At 56.2% G+C, this 409-nt stretch carries 1 protein-coding gene; it reads left to right on the forward strand.

The window, feature by feature from the left end; genetic code table 11:
- Positions 1-409, forward strand: a 409-nt coding sequence (locus HWE04_RS24220) for a calcium-binding protein (RefSeq protein ID WP_446719256.1), incomplete at both ends; no start/stop codon positions are given.

Raw genomic sequence — 409 nt, forward strand, 5'->3', positions numbered from 1 at the left:
CCGAAAACGAAAACTGGACAGGATTCTTTGACCAGAGCAATCGCATGGTTGGCTTGGCAGGAAATGATGCTCTTCACGGCGGTCAACTTGCAGACACTATCGACGGCGGCGACGGCAATGACGGTCTTTCGGGAAACGGTGGCGACGACACGCTCATCGGCGGCAATGGCAATGACTGGCTCAGCGGCGACAACGGGAACGACACGCTGATCGGTGGTAATGGCAATGACTGGATCCATGGTGGTCACGGCAACGACACCTATCGCTTCAATCGGGGCGACGGCGTCGATATCATCAACGACTGTGACTACACTGCTGGCAATATTGACACCATCCGACTCGGCAAAGGCATCAAGGCGGCAGACACTGTACTGACACGATCCGGTGACCATCTGACGTTGACCTGGGG

It is taken from the genome of Herbaspirillum sp. C7C2, assembly GCF_022627865.1.
Lineage (GTDB): Bacteria > Pseudomonadota > Gammaproteobacteria > Burkholderiales > Burkholderiaceae_D > Herbaspirillum > Herbaspirillum frisingense.